At 45.9% G+C, this 19,555-nt stretch carries 17 protein-coding genes; 5 read left to right on the plus strand and 12 right to left on the minus strand.

Translation table 11 applies throughout. The annotated features are described in order from the left end of the window. Positions 1-21 precede the first annotated feature (21 nt). Positions 22-912: a farnesyl diphosphate synthase gene (locus ACXAGV_RS00110; RefSeq protein ID WP_474870805.1), complete on the plus strand. Its 891-nt coding sequence runs from the start codon at positions 22-24 to the stop codon at positions 910-912. A 32-nt stretch (positions 913-944) separates the two neighbouring features. Beyond that, entirely contained in the window at positions 945-2,825 is a 1,881-nt protein-coding gene (gene dxs / locus ACXAGV_RS00115) for a 1-deoxy-D-xylulose-5-phosphate synthase (RefSeq protein WP_474870807.1), read from the plus strand. 129 nt (positions 2,826-2,954) lie between these two features. On the opposite strand, the gene ACXAGV_RS00120 is transcribed toward dxs, so the two are convergent. The 10 genes from ACXAGV_RS00120 to lpxD form a co-directional block, all read right to left on the minus strand. Next, positions 2,955-3,455, minus strand: a complete 501-nt coding sequence (locus ACXAGV_RS00120; protein WP_474870809.1) for a phosphatidylglycerophosphatase A family protein — start codon at positions 3,453-3,455, stop codon at positions 2,955-2,957. 40 nt (positions 3,456-3,495) lie between these two features. Further along, the gene (thiL, locus tag ACXAGV_RS00125; RefSeq protein ID WP_474870811.1) at positions 3,496-4,461 is read right to left on the minus strand and encodes a thiamine-phosphate kinase; all 966 of its coding nucleotides are present in this window, start codon (positions 4,459-4,461) and stop codon (positions 3,496-3,498) included. Between the two features lie 48 nt (positions 4,462-4,509). Continuing rightward, positions 4,510-4,932: a transcription antitermination factor NusB gene (nusB, locus tag ACXAGV_RS00130; RefSeq protein WP_014979773.1), complete on the minus strand. Its 423-nt coding sequence runs from the start codon at positions 4,930-4,932 to the stop codon at positions 4,510-4,512. A gap of 12 nt (positions 4,933-4,944) precedes the next feature. Further along, positions 4,945-5,418, minus strand: coding sequence for a 6,7-dimethyl-8-ribityllumazine synthase (ribH, locus tag ACXAGV_RS00135; RefSeq protein ID WP_025255832.1), 474 nt, complete (start codon positions 5,416-5,418; stop codon positions 4,945-4,947). A 174-nt stretch (positions 5,419-5,592) separates the two neighbouring features. After that, on the minus strand, positions 5,593-6,693 hold the full coding sequence (ribBA, locus tag ACXAGV_RS00140) for a bifunctional 3,4-dihydroxy-2-butanone-4-phosphate synthase/GTP cyclohydrolase II (RefSeq protein WP_474870813.1): 1,101 nt from the start codon (positions 6,691-6,693) through the stop codon (positions 5,593-5,595). Positions 6,694-6,713: 20 nt separating this feature from the next. After that, entirely contained in the window at positions 6,714-7,376 is a 663-nt protein-coding gene (locus ACXAGV_RS00145; protein WP_474870815.1) for a riboflavin synthase, read from the minus strand. 20 nt (positions 7,377-7,396) lie between these two features. Then, positions 7,397-8,536 carry a bifunctional diaminohydroxyphosphoribosylaminopyrimidine deaminase/5-amino-6-(5-phosphoribosylamino)uracil reductase RibD gene (gene ribD, locus ACXAGV_RS00150; RefSeq protein ID WP_474870817.1) on the minus strand — a complete coding sequence of 380 codons (1,140 nt, stop codon included), beginning with the start codon at positions 8,534-8,536 and terminating at the stop codon, positions 7,397-7,399. Between the two features lie 50 nt (positions 8,537-8,586). Further along, a complete protein-coding gene (gene nrdR, locus ACXAGV_RS00155) occupies positions 8,587-9,036 on the minus strand; it encodes a transcriptional regulator NrdR (protein ID WP_012517538.1) in 450 nt (149 codons plus the stop codon). A 98-nt stretch (positions 9,037-9,134) separates the two neighbouring features. Continuing rightward, positions 9,135-10,391: a serine hydroxymethyltransferase gene (gene glyA / locus ACXAGV_RS00160; RefSeq protein ID WP_474870819.1), complete on the minus strand. Its 1,257-nt coding sequence runs from the start codon at positions 10,389-10,391 to the stop codon at positions 9,135-9,137. Between the two features lie 154 nt (positions 10,392-10,545). Beyond that, positions 10,546-11,574: a UDP-3-O-(3-hydroxymyristoyl)glucosamine N-acyltransferase gene (lpxD, locus tag ACXAGV_RS00165; protein ID WP_474870821.1), complete on the minus strand. Its 1,029-nt coding sequence runs from the start codon at positions 11,572-11,574 to the stop codon at positions 10,546-10,548. Between the two features lie 355 nt (positions 11,575-11,929). Here lpxD and ettA point away from each other — a divergent pair, with 355 nt between their 5' ends. Continuing rightward, positions 11,930-13,597, plus strand: a complete 1,668-nt coding sequence (ettA, locus tag ACXAGV_RS00170; RefSeq protein ID WP_014950094.1) for an energy-dependent translational throttle protein EttA — start codon at positions 11,930-11,932, stop codon at positions 13,595-13,597. Between the two features lie 196 nt (positions 13,598-13,793). Then, positions 13,794-14,201 (plus strand): PilZ domain-containing protein, encoded by a 408-nt coding sequence (locus ACXAGV_RS00175; protein WP_474870823.1) that lies wholly within the window; start codon positions 13,794-13,796, stop codon positions 14,199-14,201. A 110-nt stretch (positions 14,202-14,311) separates the two neighbouring features. Here ACXAGV_RS00175 and radA read toward each other — a convergent pair whose 3' ends face one another. Further along, positions 14,312-15,679 (minus strand): DNA repair protein RadA, encoded by a 1,368-nt coding sequence (gene radA, locus ACXAGV_RS00180; protein WP_474870825.1) that lies wholly within the window; start codon positions 15,677-15,679, stop codon positions 14,312-14,314. Positions 15,680-15,868: 189 nt separating this feature from the next. Here radA and ACXAGV_RS00185 point away from each other — a divergent pair, with 189 nt between their 5' ends. Continuing rightward, positions 15,869-18,397 (plus strand): PilZ domain-containing protein, encoded by a 2,529-nt coding sequence (locus ACXAGV_RS00185; RefSeq protein WP_474870827.1) that lies wholly within the window; start codon positions 15,869-15,871, stop codon positions 18,395-18,397. Between the two features lie 166 nt (positions 18,398-18,563). On the opposite strand, the gene serB is transcribed toward ACXAGV_RS00185, so the two are convergent. Beyond that, positions 18,564-19,547 carry a phosphoserine phosphatase SerB gene (gene serB, locus ACXAGV_RS00190; RefSeq protein ID WP_474870829.1) on the minus strand — a complete coding sequence of 328 codons (984 nt, stop codon included), beginning with the start codon at positions 19,545-19,547 and terminating at the stop codon, positions 18,564-18,566. Positions 19,548-19,555 lie beyond the last annotated feature (8 nt).

Below are 19,555 nucleotides of genomic sequence, written 5' to 3' on the forward strand. Positions count from 1 at the left end.
TTTTTAACTAACAGGCAATATATGAATTTTTCTGCTTTGCATCAACAAGTTAAACAACAAACTGATGCATCTCTTCTTACGTTAATTGATGATTTACCCGATTACGCGCCACGCCTAAAAGACGCCATGCGCCACGCCTTGTTGGCTGGTGGTAAGCGCATGCGTCCCCTTTTGGTTCAGGTTGTTGGCAACACGTTAGACGTGCCCAAAAAAGACCAGATGGCCATTAGCATGGCGATTGAATGCGTACACGCCTATTCATTAGTGCACGACGATTTACCCGCCATGGACGATGACGACTTGCGTCGCGGAATGCCAACCTGCCATATCGCCTTTGACGAAGCTACGGCTATTTTAGCTGGCGACGCGCTGCAAGCCCTCGCATTCACGGTTTTAGCCGATGTGCCACTAAGTGCGTACGCCGAAACAAAGCGTGGTCAGTTATTGTCTGTGCTCGCAAAAAGTGCTGGCTACGTAGGCATGTGTGGTGGCCAGGCTATTGACCTAGCCAGTACAGGTAAAGCCATCTCGATAGAAGAACTGAAACAGCTTCACAGGCTAAAAACTGGGGCTTTGCTGAAAGCCTGTGTTGAAATGGTCGCTATTGTCAGTGAAGGCTTACTGCCACAAACTAAAACTGACTTAATGGCTTATGCCGCCGATATTGGTCTAGCTTTCCAAGTTCAAGACGACATTTTAGACGTTGAAGGCAGCAGCGAGAAATTAGGTAAACCGGCAGGGTCAGACGAAGCATTGGGTAAAAACACGTTTCCCGCCAAGCTCGGAATGGCTGGCGCTAAACAAGAATTAGAAATGCTTCATAATAATGCACTTCAAGCATTGACGCGTTTACCCTACAATACCGACAGTTTAATTGCGTTTAGCGAGCTTTTGGTGAAACGTGACCATTAGCCACGCGCCATGTTGAAAAAGATAATAAGTACATGAGTTTAGATCTCCAACATTACCCAACGCTTGCGCTTGCGCAAACACCTGAAAAATTGAGGCAACTGCCCCAGGATAAATTACGCGAGCTCTCCGATGAGTTGCGTGAGTACTTACTTAATAGCGTAAGCCAAACCAGTGGTCACTTCGCTTCCGGCTTAGGCACGGTAGAGCTTACTGTCGCGTTACATTATGTATACAACACACCTTTTGACCGTTTGTTGTGGGACGTAGGGCACCAAGCCTATCCTCATAAAATTCTTACTGGCCGTGCAGAGCGCATGAGTACCATTCGTCAAAAGAATGGCCTGCATCCTTTCCCATGGCCGCCTGAGAGCGACTATGACACCTTTGCCGTGGGCCATTCTTCCACATCGATTAGCGCCGCTTTGGGTATGGCTGTAGCAGCGGAAAAAGAAGGTAAAGACCGCAAAGTGGTGGCCGTTATCGGCGACGGTGCAATGACTGCAGGTATGGCGTTTGAAGCCCTTAACCACGCCGGCGATATCAAAAAAGACATGGTGGTTGTACTTAACGACAACGAAATGTCTATTTCTGAAAACGTGGGCGCATTAAATAGTCATCTTGCGCGCTTACTTACTGGCAATTTTTTCAACTCAATACGGGATGGCGGCAAAAAGCTGTTAAGCAATGTACCACCTATTAAAGAGTTTGCCAGCCGTGCAGAAGAGCACCTTAAAGGTATGGTGGTGCCTGGTACTATCTTTGAAGAGTTAGGCTTTAATTACATTGGTCCTATTGACGGTCACGATGTGAACGCTGTAGTCGATACCCTTCGCAATATGCGTAATTTTGAGGGCCCTCAGCTTCTACATGTTGTAACAAAGAAAGGAAAGGGCTACGCCGTTGCTGAAGAAGACCCGATCAAGTTTCACGCGGTGCCAAAATTTAATCCAGCAGATAACGCCCTGCCAAAGTCGAAGCCTTCTGCCCCTACTTACTCGGCTATTTTTGGTAAGTGGCTGTGTGATATGGCCGCGCAAGACTCGAAACTAATGGCTGTAACACCTGCCATGCGCGAAGGCTCAGGCATGGTTGAGTTTTCCCAGCGTTTTCCTGAACAATACTTCGATGTTGCCATTGCCGAACAGCATGCTGTGACCTTTGGCGCCGGTCTTGCCAAAGACGGTATGAATGCGGTTGTTGCGATTTATTCATCGTTCCTTCAGCGCGCTTACGATCAGCTTATTCACGATGTGGCAATTCAAGACTTACCGGTATTATTTGCTATAGACAGAGCGGGTATTGTGGGCGCCGATGGCCCTACCCACCAAGGGGCGTTTGATATCGCCTTCCTTCGCTGTATTCCAAATATGGTGGTTATGGCTCCTTCAGATGAAAATGAATGTCGCCAAATGCTCTATACGGGTCACAAGCTACAAAAACCAGCTGCAGTCCGCTATCCTCGTGGTGCTGGCACGGGGATTACGCCAGATGAGGCGATGGCGGAACTTGAAATAGGTAAATCACGTACCTGTCGAGAAACCTCGAAAGATAAATCTGAAAGCGTTGCTATCTTGAACTTCGGCTGTTTATTACTCTTTGCGCTTGAAGCTGCAGAAGCCCTTGACGCTACCGTTATCGACATGCGTTTCATTAAGCCGTTAGACGGCGATGCCGTTTTAAAAGCAGCCAGTGAACACAACGCGCTTATTACGCTAGAAGACGGCTGTATTATGGGCGGTGCTGGTAGTGCAGTACTTGAGCACTTGCAGCAAAACGGCGTGTTAAAAACAGTGAAGATGTTGGGTCTACCTGATAGCTTTGTTCTTCAGGGTACGCAGCAAGAAATGTACAAAGAACACGGTTTGGATGCTGAAGGCATTATTGCTGCAGCTGGTAGTTTAAGCGCTAATTAATTGAGTCTAAAAGCTATCACTAAAACATTAAAAAGCCCGCTATTTTGCGGGCTTTTCTGTAAATAGTTTACTCACTGCCAACTGGCTTTCGGTAAGTCTAACCAAATGGCGGCGAATATTCGTAATCAATTAAAACAAAGCTAGTGCTGCTGGCCAAAACACCATCATCACATGCAAGCAACCGCACGCCATCGCTCCCGCTATAAGATCGTCAAGCATAATGCCTGTACCGCCGTGTAAGCGCTTATCGATAATACCTATTGGCCAAGGCTTTAAGATATCGAAAAGCCTGAATAGAACAAAGCCTACAAGCAAAGAGGACGCTGAAATAGGTACAAACAGAAAGGTCACAAACATGCCCGCAATTTCATCCCACACAATAGAGCCATGATCGTGAACCTGCATATCGTCAGCAGTCTTGCCACACAGGTAAATACCCACAACAGAAAAGATTAGCGTGAGTGCAATAAAGGAAATCATAGAAATCTGGCTGCACGCGATAAGAAGCGGCAATGCTGCAAATGAGCCAAAGGTTCCCGGCATGAAGGGAACAAGCCCACTACCAAAACCTAGCGCAAGAAAATGAACGGGATTTTTCATACTTACTCTTGCGCGATATTCAGCCTGCATGCTTCTTCCTTCTTATTGGTCTTGTAGAGTGTGTGGTTGCCTAAAAGGCGTGCTCGTAACCAGACGGATTAATGGGCGTGTACTTTTCATTGTCCTTAAGTAATGAAAGCGTACCGTTATGACCGGTTAATTGTCCGATACAGGTAGCCTTTACATTTGTGCTCGCCAATGAGGTTTCTAAGCTACCGCGCTGTTCTTCACTTACGGTAAAAATAAGTTCGTAGTCATCGCCTGAAGATAGCGCATACTCAACCGCTTGCTCAGGTGTAACGGCACTCGTTAACGCGCGTGATAACGGTAAACGGTCTACATGAACATTCGCACCGCAATTAGACGCTTTTAAGATGTGCCCCAAATCTGAAATCAATCCATCAGAGATATCAATGCACGACGTTGCAATACGTCGGATAGCTGTGCCCACCGCTACGCGAGGAGTTGGGAAATAATGACGATTGACCAACACGTCTTTTGCTTCACCGCTTACGCTGAGCTTATTTTGTAGAATATCTAAACCAGCACCTGCGTCACCAAGCGTTCCGGTGACATAAAGCCAGTCACCCGGCTTAGCACCGCTGCGCGTTAACTCAGAACCAGGCGGTATGAAGCCTTGAGCAGTAATAGTAAATGCCATAGGGCCTTTAACTGTATCTCCACCAATAAGCTGCACAGAATAGTACTGAGTAAGCTCGTAAAGGCCCGAAACAAAGTCACCTAACCAAGCTTCGTCCACTTCAGGTAGTGACAACGATAAGCTAATCCACGCGGGCTCAGCGCCCATCGCGGCAAGGTCGCTTAAGTTAACAGCAACTGTTTTATATGCCACAGACTTAGCTGGTGCGTCTTTCAAAAAGTGCACACCTGCAACAAGAGTATCGGTAGTAACGGCAAGCTGTTGGTTTTCAGGAACCGTTGTTACAGCACAGTCATCACCAATACCAATAACAACGTCTTTGCGTTTGTGGCCGCTGTTTGAGAAGTAGCGGCCGATAAGATCAAATTCTTTCACGGTAATTTTTAAACCCTTTTAGCGGCAATCCATGCCGCCACGGTAAGGTTAGTCGCGCTCGTCTTTGCGCAACGTGCGCACTGCTTTGTCCAGTGCACCATTAATGAATTTATGACTTTCTTCAGCACCGAATGCTTTAGCAAGCTCAATCGCTTCATTAATAATTACACGGTAAGGTACGTCAATGCGCTCAGTGAGTTCCAGCGTCGCAATGCGCAAGATGGCTTTTTCAATAGCGTCTAACTCTTCTGGCAAACGGCCAAGGTAAGGTTTAATGGTTGCATCAAGGTTACTTGCGTTGTGTGCAACACCGCGAAGTAAGGCTTGGAAATACGCCATATCTACCTTTTGCATGTCGTTACTGGTGGCTAGCGCCAGTTCAACCTGCTGAATATCGTTGTGACTCATTTGCCATGAATACACACCTTGAAGGGCGAGTTCACGGGCTTTACGACGAGCTGAAACTTTCACTTAATGTTTACCTTAAAGCTTTTCAACAGCATCGATAACGTTAACCATTTCTAGCGCGCCTAGTGCTGCTTCTGCACCCTTGTTGCCCGCTTTGGTTCCAGAACGCTCGATAGCTTGTTCAATTGAATCTGTTGTGATTACGCCAAATGATACAGGTACGCCGTATTCAAGAGATACTTGCGCAAGACCTTTGTTGCTCTCGCCTGCTACGAAATCAAAGTGTGGCGTGCCGCCACGAATAACTGCACCAAGAGCGATAATGGCGTCAAATGACTTCTTCTCAGCTAATTTCTTAGCAATAACAGGTAACTCGTAAGCACCAGGTACACGTACTACCGTGATATCGTCATCGCTTACTTCACCGTGACGCTCTAGTGTGTCTAATGCACCTTCCAGTAAGCTTTCAACAACAAAGCTATTAAAGCGTGATACAACAATAGCAAACTTCTTACCGGTTGCTCTGATATTACCTTCAATTACCTGCATGGATTCATTCCTCGAGAAAAAACGGCGCGAAGTATACCACAACTGCGCCTAAACTAAATCGATTGTTTCTTTAACTTCAACTATTCGTAACCGGGTACTTTAGCTTGACTCTATGTGTGGAAGGGCTGCTCGTCGCAAACCCTCTCCACGTTAGCTCCGCCCTACAGCTAAGTACTAATCGTGCACGTACTCAACTACTTCAAGGCCGTAACCTGAAAGTGCGTGATATTTAATTGGCTTACTAAGGAGACGCATTTTGTGTACGCCCATTGATGCTAGAATTTGACTGCCTACACCAATAGTGCGTGAAGATCCCTGCCAGTCAGCGCCAGTCGGGCGCTCGCCTCTGTCTTCTGCGGCAAAGCGGCGTACCTGACTTTCAATATGCTCTTCTTTACCTAATAGCACCAATACGCCACCGTCTTCTGAAATTTTGCGCATGCCATCTGCAAGCGTCATCGAGCGATGGATACCGCGCGTAGACCCAAGTAGATCACTAAAGGTATTGTGAAGGTGCACACGTACAAGTGTCGGCTCGTCTTCTTTAATTTCGCCTTTTTTAAGAGCAAAATGAAGCTGGTTGTCGATACTATCTTTAAACGTATGAAGCTCGAAGTCACCATACTCGGTTGGCATATTGCACTGAGCAACTTTTTGAATAGTGGTTTCGTTAAGATTGCGATATTCAATTAAATCAGCAATGGTGCCGATTTTAAGATTGTGTTTTACCGCAAATTTCTCTAACTCTGGGCGGCGAGCCATAGTGCCGTCTTCATTAAGAATTTCTACAATAACTCCAGCAGGCTCTAATCCTGCCAAACGCGGCAAATCTACTCCGGCTTCAGTGTGACCTGCGCGGTTTAACACGCCCCCGTCTTTAGCAATTAGCGGAAAAATATGACCCGGCTGCACTATGTCTGCCGCTTTTGCGTCTTTCGCCACAGCAGCTTTAATGGTCGTCGCGCGATCTGCCGCCGAAATACCTGTGGTCACGCCGGTTGCCGCTTCAATAGACACGGTAAAGTTAGTAGAGAACTGCGCTTCGTTTTTATCAACCATTAAAGGAAGGTTTAGCGTACGGCAGCGCTCTTGCGTCATTGGTAAACACACCAAGCCGCGAGCGTGGGTAACCATAAAGTTAATGGCTTCTGGCGTCACATGCTCAGCAGCCATGATCAAATCACCTTCATTTTCCCTGTCTTCGTCATCCATCAAGATAACCATTTTACCTTGGCGAATGTCTTCAATTATTTCTTGTGTAGTGTTAAATGCCATGTTGTGTGCTTCTTGTAGGGTTATTTTTTTAAAAATCCGTTCTCGGCAAGAAATGCCATGTCGATGCCTTTGCTTTTTGGCTCGGCGGCTTTGTCGCCCAGCATCAATCGCTCTAAGTAGCGCGCAATAACATCAACCTCTAGGTTTACCGCTGTGCCAACCTTATAGCTTCCCATTATTGTTTCTTGCAGCGTATGAGGAATAATCCAAAGCATAAATTCTGCGCCGTTAACTTCGTTAACGGTTAGGCTGATACCATCAACGGTGATACTGCCTTTGTGCGCAATGTATTTCGCTAGTGCTTCAGGTGCCTTTACCCAAAACTCTACATAGTCTGAGTGTTTGATAATTTGCGTAACCTCGCCTACACCATCCACGTGACCTGACACAATGTGGCCACCTAAACGGTCGCTAGGGCGCATCGCTTTTTCTAGATTCACCGTTGAGCCTGCACTGTAATGAGCAAAGCCAGTTAATTTGATGGTCTCTGCCGACACATCAGCGCAATAATAATCGAGACCCATATCGGTGACTGTTAAGCAAACACCATTGGTCGCAATACTGTCGCCAAGTGCGACATCAGACATATCAAGCGTAGGCGATGCAACGGTTAGGCGAATATCGTTGCCTCGGTTATCAAGCTTTTTAATAGTACCTAGCGCTTGAATAATTCCAGTAAACATAAAGTTCCTCTTTAATCGCGTTAACCACGGGTGTTGCTAACATCAGGACGGAAGATAAGCTTAATATCGTTACCCACATGACGATTTTCAATAAGCGAAAGCGAAATACATTCATTTAGCGACGTGAACGCGGGTAAATTAACCATACTTACTCCTTTATCACCTAAAAGCTTAGGCGCTTGGTAGCAAATAAGTTCATCAACTAGGCTTTCTTGCAATAAGGCACCCGCAAGGCCTGGGCCCGCCTCCACCCACACTTCATTATATTGCTTATCGCCTAAGGCTGACATAAGTGAATGTAAATTGAGTTTACCGTCTTTTTCATCTACCAAAAGATAGTGCTGTGTTGCAGTATCTGGATGGGCTTGCGATGTAGCAGTTAAGGTTAGGTTGCCGTCATTAAACAATGCGTAGCCTCGACTAAGCGCGCTCTTGCCATCGACAACAACCCGAGCTGGTTGACGGGTGTGCTCTAGAGGATAGTCTTCGAACTGAGCCTCTTTTTCTCGCACCAACAAGCTAGGATTATCAGCTTTTACCGTGCCGGAGCCCGTTAACACTACACAGCTTTGCGCGCGATAGCGCTGCACATCTCGCCTTGCCTCTGGACCAGTGATCCACTGACTTACGCCATTTTGAAGGGCTATTTTCCCGTCCAGGCTAATGCCTAATTTCACGCGAACAAAGGGCTTACCGGTAAGCATGCGTTTAATAAACCCTGGATTTAGCGCAGCGGCTTCAGCAGCCATCACGTCGCTAACTACTTCAATACCTGCTTCCTGTAAGATGTTAATACCCTTTCCACATACATTCGGGTTAGGGTCGGTCATAGCAATAACCACCCGCGCCACCTTCGCTTCAACCAAAGCTACTGCACAAGGCGGCGTGCGGCCAAAATGACTACAAGGTTCAAGCGTAACGTAAGCTGTTGCGCCCTTTGCGCCTTGCGGACGTGCGTTAGATGCTTGTCTTAGTGCATGAACTTCGGCATGGGGTGTGCCAGCTTGAATGTGATATCCCTGACCAAGCAATTGATTTTTTTCATCAACAATTACACAGCCTACGCGAGGGTTAGGAGAAGTGGTAAAGCGCCCTTGTTGGGCAAGCTGAATGGCTTTTGCCATCCAAAAATAATCGTTTTTAACCGTATCGTGGTTCACTTGGATTCCTGTTGTAGCCCTAAGTGTCTGATGTTTGAGAGGTCGCCGACTTAATCTCCCAATCGTGCAATCTCTTCTCCGAATTCACGAATATCTTCGAAAGAGCGATAAACGGAGGCGAACCTGACATAAGCAACTTTATCAAGTTCTTTGAGGGCTTTCATAATAAGGTTGCCGAGCAATTCACTGCTCACTTCACGTTCACCGGTTGCGCGCAACTGTGATTTAAGTGAGAGGATACATTGTTCAACTTTCTCGGTGCTTACAGGGCGCTTTTCGAGTGCGCGCTGCAAGCCTGCACGAAGTTTGTCTTCGTTAAACGGTTCACGGGAACCATCGCGTTTAATAACGCGGGGCATCACGAGTTCTGCACTTTCAAACGTAGTGAATCGCTCGTGACACACCATACATTCACGGCGTCTACGCACCTGTTGCCCTTCTGCAACCAAACGAGAATCAATGACTTTTGTTTCTTGTTCTGAACAAAACGGGCAAAACATGAATAATCCTTAAATATTGCGCACTTAGGTATCTAAATTAAACCTAGACTAGTTAGTCCAGCATTAGTACCAAAGTACGCAATAAAACACAAACCTATTTATTTATAAACAGGGAATTGTGCGCAAAGTGCAACCACTTCGTCTTGAACGCGTTTGATAACAGACTCATCGCCCATGTTATCTAGAATGTCGCAAATCCAAGTAGCAACTTGCTTAGCTTGTTCTTCTTTGAAACCACGACGAGTGATCGCTGGGCTACCGATACGAAGACCGCTGGTAACAAACGGTGAACGCGGGTCATTTGGCACTGAGTTTTTGTTTACCGTGATGTTTGCGGCACCTAGTGCTGCGTCTGCATCTTTACCGGTAATGTCCTTGTCAATAAGGTCAAGAAGGAACAAGTGGTTGTCAGTACCGCCAGAAACGATGTTATAACCGCGCTCTTGCATTACGGTAACCATCGCCTTCGCATTTGCAACAACCTGCTGCTGGTACACTTTAAACTCTGGCTGTAGCGCTTCTTTGAAAGCAACCGCTTTAGCTGCAATCACGTGGCACAGTGGGCCGCCCTGATTACCTGGGAATACTGAGCTGTTAAGCTTTTTGTAAATAGCTTCGTCGCCACATGAAGATAGGATAAGGCCACTACGTGGACCCGCTAGCGTTTTATGGGTGGTCGTTGTTACCACGTGTGCGTGAGGCAGTGGGTTTGGATAAACGCCCGCTGCTACAAGACCTGCTACGTGCGCCATATCTACAAGCAAGTATGCGCCAACGCTATCAGCGATTTCACGGAATTTCGCCCAATCAACAACACCTGAATACGCAGAGAAACCACCGATAATCATTTTCGGCTTGTGCTCTTTAGCTAGTGCTTCAACCTGAGCGTAATCGATTTCGCCGGTCTCTTTGTTCAGACCATATTGTACAGCATTGTAGGTTTTACCAGAGAAGTTTACGTGTGAACCGTGAGTAAGGTGACCACCTTCAGAAAGGCTCATTCCCAACACCGTATCGCCTGCGTCAAGTAGTGCCATGAATACGGCAGAGTTAGCTTGTGAACCAGCGTGTGGCTGAACATTTGCGTAGTCTGCACCGAATAATGCTTTTGCACGGTCGATAGCTAGTTGCTCAACAACGTCTACGTGCTCACAACCACCGTAGTAACGCTTGCCTGGATAGCCTTCCGCGTATTTGTTAGTAAGCTGCGAACCCTGTGCTTCCATTACACGTGGACTACAGTAGTTCTCAGAGGCAATTAGCTCAATGTGATGTTCTTGACGCTCAACCTCTTTAGACATTGCATCGGCTAATTCAGGATCGAAGTCGGCTATATTCATTTCGCGAGAAAACATGGGGGCTCCTTAACTGCGGTTTTTATATGGCGTTACGCACTGATTGCTCAAATTCGAGCCATATTCTAGTCATTTTCGGTTACTTGTATACCGCTTTATGACCAAATTAATATAAATGGCGCAGGTTTAACGTAATACCTGCGCCAGCGCGAGATCAGACCTGTTTTTCAAGGGCTTTAACACGGTCAAATAAACTACCAATTTTAGCAAGGCGAACTGTATTTTTACGCCAATCACGGTTAGTTTGTGCTGGCTGGCCAGAAGAATAAACACCCGGTTCAGTGATATCTTGTACAATCATGGTATAGCCAGTCACCTGAACATTGTCACAAATGCTGATGTGCCCGTTGATGCCCACTCCACCACCGATAATCACGTGTTTGCCAATGTGACAACTGCCGGCAATACCAGTAGCGCCGCAAATGCATGAATGATCGCCAATGATGCAGTTGTGGCCAATTTGTACTTGATTGTCGATAATTACGTTGGTGCCTAACACCGTATCTTCCATAGCACCGCGGTCAATGCTGCTACTTGCGCCAATCTGACTGTCGTCACCAATGCGAACCGACCCGGTTTGTGGGATAGGGATCCATACGCCTTTGTCGTTTGCGTAACCAAAGCCTGCCGCACCAATCACCGTTTGGCTATGAATAGTCACGCGCTTACCAATTACTACGTCATGATAGATAGTCACGTTCGGGTGGATAGTACAGCCCTCACCGATATGGGTGCCCCTGCGGATAACGGTATTTGCACCAACCGTAACTCTATCGCCTAAAACCACGTTCTCTTCAATGATCACATTGTGACCTAGGGATACATCACTGCCAATGCGAGCAGATGGCGCAATAACTGCTGATTCAGCAATGCCTGTCGCTACTGCTGGGGTGGTATCGAATAACTGAGCGATAAGCGCAAAGGCAGCATGAGGGTTTGTCGCAACTAACGCAGGTACAGGACTGTCTGCTTTTAAGCTTTCGTGCAGAATTACCGCACCAGCCTTAGTATCTTTTAACTGCGGCTTATATTTTGGGTTGGTTAGAAACGAGATTTGATGCGATGCTGCACCAGATAACGTCCCCACTGCAGAAATGGTGACATTTCCATCGCCTAGCACTTCCCCACCTACATGTTTGGCAAGTTCATCTAGGCTGTACGTGCGTTTATTCATAGCGGTCATCTTAATTACCTGTTCAGATATATGAATACTATTGAGTCTATCGCTCTGGGCTCTTTTGACTTGCTTACAAACTCACCCAGAAGCACAAGTTTACTCGTTCTTATAAATTACTTATTTTTATAAAACTAAGTTTACCTTAAATCGCCTCGTCAACCGACGCATAAATCAATCTTTTTGGCATGAGCGCTCGAAATATCACCAGTCATGAAAACACCAAGCGTAAGTGACATTGGGCTGTTGACCTTTTCTGTACATCAAAGGTCAACAGCCCCTAGCATAAACTACCCTGTTACGAGTAGAATACGCCCAATTAGGACTTTATTATTTTTCACCGCTTTTTCAGCGAGGATAGAGCATGGCTCAATACGTTTACAGTATGCATCGCGTGGGCAAAATCGTCCCACCAAACAGACACATTCTAAAAAATATCTCTCTTAGCTTTTTCCCGGGTGCCAAAATTGGTGTGCTAGGTCTAAACGGTGCGGGTAAATCTACCTTACTTCGCATTATGGCCGGCGTAGATACCGACATCGAAGGTGAAGCGCGTCCTCAACCAGGTTTGAAGGTGGGCTACCTTCCACAGGAGCCTCAGCTTGATGAAACCAAAGATGTTCGTGGCAATATCGAAGAAGCAGTCGCCGATGTTAAACATGCACTGACTCGCCTTGATGAAGTGTATGCCGCTTATGCAGAAGCGGATGCTGATTTTGACGCCCTTGCAAAAGAGCAAGGTGAGCTAGAAGCCATTATTCAAGCCAAAGATGGCCACAACTTAGAAAATGCATTAGAGCGTGCTGCTGATGCCCTTCGCCTTCCAGCGTGGGATGCGGACGTTAGCAAACTATCTGGTGGTGAACGCCGCCGTGTAGCGCTGTGCCGCCTACTTCTAGAAAAGCCTGAAATGTTGCTTCTAGACGAACCCACTAACCACTTAGACGCAGAATCAGTCGCATGGCTAGAGCGTTTCCTTCACGATTATGAAGGTACGGTAGTCGCTATTACCCACGATAGATACTTCCTTGATAACGTTGCAGGTTGGATTTTAGAACTTGACCGTGGTGAAGGTATTCCGTGGGAAGGTAACTACTCTTCTTGGTTGGAGCAAAAAGAAAACCGACTTGAGCAAGAAGAGCGTACCGAAACGGCGCGTATGAAGAGCATGAAACAGGAACTTGAGTGGGTACGCTCAAATCCAAAAGGTCGTCATGCTAAAAGCAAAGCTCGTATGGCTCGCTTTGAAGAACTATCTACCAGCGATTACCAAAAGCGTAACGAAACAAACGAGCTTTTCATTCCACCAGGTGAGCGCTTAGGTGACAAGGTTATCGAAGTTAGCAACCTTAAAAAGTCCTATGGTGATCGCGTACTTATTGACGATTTAACGTTTAAAGTACCAAAGGGTGCCATTGTAGGCATTGTTGGCCCTAACGGTGCGGGTAAATCAACCTTGTTCAGAATGCTTACCGGTGCTGAGCAACCTGATTCAGGTACCATCGATTTAGGGGAAACCGTTCAAATTGCTGCGGTAGAACAGTTCCGCGACCACATGAACGAAAACAACACCGTGTGGAAAGAAATTTCTGACGAGCAAGACATTATTCGCATTGGTAACTTTGAAATTAACAGCCGTGCCTACTGCAGTCGCTTTAACTTTAAAGGCACCGACCAGCAGAAGTTTATCAAAGACTTGTCAGGTGGTGAGCGAAACCGTGTTCACCTTGCAAAACTGCTTAAAGCAGGCGGCAACGTGTTGCTACTGGATGAGCCAACCAACGACCTAGACGTTGAAACCCTTCGCGCGTTAGAGAACGCGTTGCTGGAGTTCCCTGGCTGCGCCATGGTTATTTCGCACGACCGTTGGTTCCTTGACCGCGTGGCAACGCACATCATGGATTATCGCGATGAAGGTAACATCAACTTCTTCGAAGGTAACTATTCAGACTACGAAAGCTGGTTGAAGCAAGAGTTTGGACAAGATGTGGTTGAACCGCATCGCCTTAAATATAAGCGTATGTCTAAATAACACAAAATCAGAGATGTAGAGTGTTGTAACTCTGAACCGACACCAAAGGCCGCTATCGACGATAGCGGCTTTTTTATTTGGCGGCTTTTCGTTGCGAACGAGCGCAAATTAGCCAATACTAATACCAGTCCGCATAGATCATTACCCACTCTGCGGACTGGTATGATAGCGTAGACAAACATTAGGTATACGAGTAATGACAGACAAGCGCCAATTCCAACGAGTATCACTTAATGTAAATGGTACACTGGCTCACAATGACGTAAGTATTGATGTGGTAGTCAGCGACGTATCGCTTCAAGGCATTAAACTTCAAGCTACCGAAACGGCATTGTCACACTTACCGTTCGACAGTCACGACCCTTACACTGCTACCTTCCAAGCAAATGAAGACAGTCCTGTAATAACCCTTTCTATTTCGCAGTTGTATCGTCATGCCGACAGTAGAAAAGAACGGGTTTCATTAGGCTGTAAAGTTGAGCGAATGGATGTAGACAGCATTAGCGCCCTTCGTCGTTTAATTACTTTAAACAGCGACGACGCCAGTATTGAAGAGAAAGACCTGAATGCGTTAGTTAATGCGGTTTATCAGGTGCCACAATAACCTCTAAAAAAAACGCGTTTCACTCGTTTAATGCAGGAAAGGCCCATTCAATAGGCCTTTCAATCTAACAGGCACCGTCAATACTTTACTTAAACGTTGAGCCTTTCGCATTACTCAAGTGCGTCTAAAGCTTCAGATAAACGTGCCACCGGCACCACTTGCATTCCGTTTATAGCTTGTTTAGGTGCATTTGCTTTTGGCACTATCGCCCGCTTAAAGCCATGTTTCGCCGCCTCGATAATGCGTTCCGTTCCATTCGGCACCGGGCGAATTTCCCCGGCTAACCCCACTTCACCAAACACGATTAAGTCTCGTGGTAGCGAGCGGTTTCTGAAACTTGAAATCATGGCCAATAATAAAGCAAGGTCAGCGCTGGTCTCAGAAACGCGTACCCCACCAACCACGTTGACAAATACGTCTTGATCGTTCATTTGCACGTTACCGTGACGGTGAAGCACGGCCAAGAGCATGGATAAACGGTTCTGGTCCAACCCTACCGCAATCCGTCTTGGGTTAGACATCTGCGAGTAGTCAACCAATGCCTGTATCTCAACAAGTAGCGGGCGTGTGCCTTCCCAAATTACCATCACGCTAGACCCTGGTGTTTCATTGTCACCTCGACTTAAAAAAATGGCGGAAGGATTACTCACTTCTTTTAGCCCTTTCTCTGTCATGGCAAATACGCCGAGCTCATTTACCGCACCAAAACGGTTTTTGTGACTTCGAAGGGTACGGTAACGTCCATCACTTTCTCCTTCCAGCATCATAGAGCTGTCGATACAGTGCTCGAGAACTTTCGGCCCCGCTAGATTACCGTCTTTTGTTACATGTCCAACGATAAACATGGCAATATGATTTTGCTTTGCAAAGCGCGTTAAATACGCTGCACTTTCTCGTACTTGCGACACACTGCCTGGTGCAGACTGCACATCTGACACGTGCATTACCTGAATAGAGTCGATAACCATAATCTTAGGCTTTTTCGTAAGCGCTAAATCACAGATGGTTTCCACGTTTGTTTCGGCTAGCATCATCAGCTTGTCGTCAGGTAGATTTAAGCGCTTCGCTCGCATGGCCACTTGCTGAAGCGACTCTTCCCCCGTGACATAAAGCGCGGTTTCACTTTTTGCCATCTGACACATTACTTGAAGCAGAAGCGTACTCTTACCCGCTCCTGGCGAGCCACCAATTAACATAGCTGCCCCAGGGACTATTCCGCCCCCTAGCACTCTATCTAGCTCTTTAAATGTTGACGAGAATCGCGGTAGTGATTCGAGATCTATTGCATTTAACGTCTCAATTTTAGCAGCAGTTTGTCCTGCATAGCCTGACGTGGTTTGGCGCGCCACACTTTTGGCACTGGCAACCACAAACTCACTTATCGTGTTCCACGCTTTACACTCCGAGCACTGTCCTTGCCAGCGAGGAAACTCAGCCCCGCAGTCAGAACACACATAAGCAGTTTTACGTTTTGCCATATTCCAGTTTTATCCATTGCTTAAAAAGAGTATTCTAACACTTAATAATGGTGAATTAAGCACAAACCTACGGTCAGTTTTCATACAGAAACATACCCTAAAAGTATAAGAAATTAACGGGTTAATGAGTTTTGCTGATTTGCCGATAACAACTAAAATAATGATACTAAACAACAAAGTTGCACATTCATGAGTCAAGATTTAAAGCAATACGCTGACATTATTGAACAGCTAAAGCCTATGGTTAACGAGCCTGAATTTAACCAGGTATTGCTTCAAACTGCTTCTGACGTGCCTAAAGAAAAACGCTTTCTAATTAAAATGGAAGTAAAGCGTTTAGCTAAACCTTGTATGCGTACCATAGATTTGCGCGGCCATGTTGACGGAAAGTGCAAAAAGTATGTGCACGAAGGGCGAAGCCACTACATGGATGATGTGGCCGTTGATAAGTTTGAAGAACAACTGCGCGTGTTTGGTCGATACACTTACGGTGTGTACGAGGCCGTTCAAAACACTGAAAATAACTTCCGCCTAATGCGTGAAAAAGAGCTTGCTCAAGAGCGCGCAGATAAGGAAAACCCCGAAGTTAAAAAACGTTCAGCAGTTTTAGAACAATTCAAAGTTCCCACCGTAAACCTTCTCGACTATAGACAGCGTAATACAGAGCGCATGAACTTTGCGGTTGCTGTAGAAATATTCAACAGTGTCAATCAATCAATGCGTGGGTTAAGCGTAGATATTTCTCTTGAAGGCCTGCAGATAAAGTTGTCAAAGGACTCTTTTTTTGAAAAAGGCGAGACCCTTTTCATCTACTTCAGAGGGCTTGAAAGCGAATTTGCCATGGATAAAAAAAATGGCATTGCTTACAAACTGGTAAAAATCATAACGAAGAACGACGTTAACTACTTAGCCCTACAGCGCGATAAAACTCACCCAAGTCCAGCGTTCGATAAGTTTTTAGAGAGCTTTATACACGGTAACAAACGCCGTTATAAAGTAAATATGACGAACACTATCGAAGCGATAACCAGTAAGACCTCCGAGCAGTATTTTTCTCCTCGTAGCCCCACTCTGCCAATATTCATTGATGTTGTTAACGAAACCTTGGTTCCACGCTATGCAATGGTAAATGAAGTTAACCGAGAAACCGTTCAATACTGGCAAGATGAAGAAGACAACTGTCGCTTGAATTTCTTACTTACGCAAGAAAGACTTATGCGATTGCTCAACAAATCGGAAGAAGTAAGAGAAATTTTTGTCTTCAGTTTTACGCACTTGCATAGCGACAAAGTGTATTTTTATTCAGCCTCCTATGAAGAGCTTCAACAGAAAGAAGTGCTGTCCCGGGTATTCTTAGGCTTTGGTTCAAGAAAAGCCAGCTGGCGAGTGTTTAAAGTAACGCTAACAGATATGGAGCCTGAACAAGCGCACATCCCGCTCTCGATTCCAGACTCTGTTGGCCACAAAGTAAAAAAACTCAATACACCGCCCTCGGCGCGATTGATGTCTAAGCTTAAAAATCTGCGCTACCTCGCTCATGTAACGGATGTTACCTCGGTAACGGGGCAAGAAACCTATAATGAGCTTAAGTTTAATCGAGACAACCTTTCCCACTTGAGAATTTTTGGTCACCCTAGAAATCGCGCAGCCTCTAACATTCATCTGGTTCGCTTCAAGTACGAAGAACAGCGCATAGAAAGCCGCTATCAGTTAAGAACACAGATTGAGGCAAGGTTTAATGGTGAGACGACGGTCCATCGAGGCATAAGCGAGGATATTTCAGTTCAGGGCTTAGGCCTTCGAATTGAGCTTGCAAAAGACTACAACGGCAGTTTAGAAGGTAGAGTCGAAGTCGCGTTCCCTCGCCTTCAAGAGATAGCAAACGCTTTTGATGTTATGCATCTTCAATACGATATCATCTATCACAATGTAGAGAAAAATATCCTTCACCTGAAAACCGCGACCGGCGATGAAGGCAAAAGCGCACGTAATTTCTTTGAAGAGTTAATTAAAAAGAATAAAGGCAATTTAAAGGTCGATAACGATGAAGAAGAGGTGCCTGGCATTGGACAAGCGCTTCGCTGTATAAACGCCAGAAACGCTACATCTCTATCTTTTCTGATGAGCAAAGAAGGGGTGCGATACACGCCCCAGGCGTGTATTGTCGGGAAACAAGACGAAAGAATTACCACACTTACTACGCAGTATGCAGAGCGTGGCAAGGTGAATCTGGAGTTTTTGTTCCGAGATAGAAAGCAAGATTCACCATTTGTTCAAAGTGGAATTAAAGCGGTCAAGCTTGAAAATATGCCTTTGCGACAAGAGCTCTTCATTTCATTTGATGCGTCTCAAAAAGAACCCCGAATGGCAATTATTCCTCGTTACTCGCATAAATTTGAAAGTAACGAGCAGCGCCGTGCGTTTATTAGAGAAGCCATGGTTCGAGGCCAGTTTGTTGCTATACACGTTATGCTAACCACCACGGGTAAGCCTGACTTAACCATGCTGCAAACAGAGATTAATTACGTTACCATGTACGCCATGCACAGAGCCCGCGAGTTAGAGAAAAAAATGTGGAGCATTGCAGCATGTTCTCACCTAATCGACGTGACCGACGAAGCTCTAATCAGATACGGTTTTACGATGGAAGACATCACAGCAAACAAAACCCTTAAAAGTACAGTTCAGCCTGGCGTTACTGTAAACGCGCGCAGCTGAAGATTGCTACTTTCCCTGTATAATTTGGCGTCAAGTACAATATATAAACGCGAGAGTATATTGCTTTTAGCGCTGAGCCGTCGGGTTGATGCTAACCGAAAACGAGTGAACGCCAGCTCGATTTACATTGAAAAGCTAGCGTTACCCTATCACTGATCTTGATCAGTTATTTATCTAAGAAATACAGAAGACTATGCAAACTACCCACGCGTATTGCCACGTCTGCTTTTTCGTTAACTAAAGGCTTTCCGTGGCACGCCACGCCTAAGGCAGACTCGGCCATCATGACTAGGTCGTTGGCGCCATCGCCCATCGCCACAGTTTGAGTAGATGGTATTTGCCACTTTTCAGACAGCGCTTTTACTGTGCGAGCTTTTACATCAGCGTTAATGATTTCGCCTTCTACCTTCCCGGTTAAGAACCCGTCTTTTGTCGAAAGTGTATTCGATATTGCGTAGTCAAGTTCCAGTCTCGCTTTTAGATGATCAGCGAAGAAAGTAAAGCCCCCCGACGCGATGGCTAGTTTCCAGTCATGCTTTTTCAAGTGACTGATCAACGATTGAATACCGGGCATAATAGGAATACTGTCACGTATTTGATTCAGATGTTCAATAGGTACACCTTCTAAGCATGCTACTCTGTGCGTTAAGCTGTCGTTAAAAGCTATTTCGCCGCGCATGGCTTTTGCTGTAACTTCTGCAACCTGCTCGCCAACCCCAGCTAGTTTTGCTATCTCATCGATACATTCAATGGCAATCACGGTACTATCCATATCCATGACCAGTAGCCCAGGCTTAGACAAAGACGGTCGAGATGCCTGAAGGCTGACATCGAGGTTGAATGCTTTACTTACATCACCAAGTAGCGGCTTGATCTTTTCAAGGTCTGCGTTACGTAGATCTCCTCTAACTTCAACAACGTCGTCACCCATCTGCTGATGCAAATGATGAAACGCGGCGCTCAGGGGCGTGAACACATCGTTGAGCTTTTCACATACACCATTCAATAAATATGGTGTAACCGCTTGACCGATTATAGTCAGCGTATGCGAATAAGAGTGTTCATTGTGCTCATTATTGACAATGTTTGACAGCGAGGAAGCTAGATGAATATGGTCGTTACTAATATTAATGGTAAAGGTGTTTTTCATAACGCACA

The sequence above is a fragment of the Alteromonas sp. ABH4_453 genome (assembly GCF_056160665.1).